Origin of the sequence: Aetokthonos hydrillicola CCALA 1050, assembly GCF_017591665.1 — a bacterium.
Classification (GTDB): Bacteria; Cyanobacteriota; Cyanobacteriia; order Cyanobacteriales; family Nostocaceae; genus Aetokthonos; species Aetokthonos hydrillicola.
Window position 1 is genome coordinate 1 of sequence record NZ_JAAKGC010000347.1, and the last position, 1778, is coordinate 1778.

1 protein-coding gene and 1 pseudogene are annotated in these 1778 nt (G+C 40.9%); one reads left to right on the plus strand and one right to left on the minus strand.

What is annotated here, in order from left to right:
* Positions 1-192 (minus strand): annotated as a pseudogene (locus tag G4P69_RS37760) (sigma-70 family RNA polymerase sigma factor); the annotation flags it as partial.
* A 791-nt stretch (positions 193-983) separates the two neighbouring features.
* On the opposite strand from G4P69_RS37760, the gene G4P69_RS37765 reads away from it, so the two are divergent.
* Positions 984-1670, plus strand: coding sequence for a L,D-transpeptidase (locus tag G4P69_RS37765; RefSeq protein WP_208355043.1), 687 nt, complete (start codon positions 984-986; stop codon positions 1668-1670).
* Positions 1671-1778 lie beyond the last annotated feature (108 nt).

The following is a 1778-nucleotide window of genomic DNA, read 5'->3' on the forward strand; positions in this document are numbered from 1 at the left end:
CAGGTGATATAAAACTCTATCAACTTGGGATTGATAACGACGCAATAGTTCTGCAAACGCAGCACGATCCGGGCGCATTCCTGCTTGACAGCGTAAAATCAGGTCGTGATTGGAGATTTTGTCAACTTGCACCGACGCTTCTGGAAGCCTCGTATCAACCGTTGACCAGGAAACAGTAATCGATTGACTCATAGATCGTACTGGGCTTTATAACATCCCTATCCATTAGACATACTAATGAGTCGGATGTTCCTATCAGAAGTGACGGATTTAGGACTGGAACACTGGAATATATAAAGTGTGGCTTGATTTTTTGCAGCGCACAGACTAACTCTTTGTTTTTTCACGTTTATTCAGTTGTGCAACCAATAACCTTTGACCATACCCCATTGACAAATTGCCTTATTCATGCTATTGAACCTCAAACTATAATTAACAGTGAGTAATCATCCTCTTGATCACTTTTTACTGATTAGTGTTCCCTGACTTTCTTGCATGCTTGTTACCAAAATGTGTGGTAATGCTTGTATTCTGTGTTCATAAGTAGCACCAGTCTTAGTTTGATTTGGTAAGCGAACTTGTAAGAACAGATTGAGGGAAAATGTAATTGTGATGGCTAATAATAGTTTTTCTAACATAGTTCTTCTCTCACTCGCACCTGCATTTATTGATTGTTACTGTACTTGTACAGTTCCAAGGATTCAGATATTTCTGCTGCACTTTTCGCAGTACAAGCCGTGGCAAAATTGATATAGCCCTAGTGTGCCCTCTGGTATAACGGAAATTTATAAGGGAACCGAGAAAAGTGTGTAAATTTTTAGTAATTCAATTATGAAAAAATTTAATTGCTTAAATAGAGTTGTAATCAAAGATAATTATTGGAATATCCCAAAAGTACGGAATATTATAGAACATGGAGTTTTTCTATCTGACTTTTATGCCAATACTCTGGTATGAGATGGATAGGCTGGGGAAAATAGACAATGGCAATGGTAAGAAATGAATCTGTAGCCCGTATAGTGATGTTGCTCTGTTTTGGTACAGCAATTCTATCTCTTGCTGTCCGTGGGCGCATGACAAATTCTCAAGCATCTGATAACGCTTCACAAGCAGGAGGAAAGGCTGTAGCAATTGGAGCTGCTCTCCCAGATGTGTCGAAGCGTAATGAACCGTCCAACAGCAGCAATACCGCAGGAAATAATCCTTTAAAATCTCTATTGGCTCAAGGCTTACCGGGGCAAACACCGTCTAAAAGCCAAACAGAGAACCAAACGCAAATAGTCGTTAACTTAAGCGATCGCCGCGTTTATGTTTACCGTCAAGCTCAGGTTATAGCCAGCTACCCGATTGGTGTAGGTAAGAAGGGTTGGGAAACTCCTACAGGCTCTTTTCAAGTACTCAATAAACTTGTCTATCCTATTTGGCGTCACCCAATTACTGGTAAAGTGTTTCAAGCAGGAACAGATAGTCCTTTGGGTGACCGGTGGATTGGGTTTTGGTCAGATGGACAGAACCAGATTGGCTTTCACGGTACACCTGATGAAGAATTGGTCGGAAGCTCTATCTCCCACGGTTGTTTAAGAATGCGTAATCCTGATATCCGCATGCTGTACAAGCAGGTGAAAATGGGAACACCCGTAGAAGTCAGATCTTACTGGAGTTTGGACTAAAAGCTCAGACAGAAGCAAAGCACGGATAGAAGAAAAGATAAAAAATAGACATTAGTACTGAGGCGCGGATTGATTGTTAGAGAGGAAAGCAGTCAGAAGTTACACTGA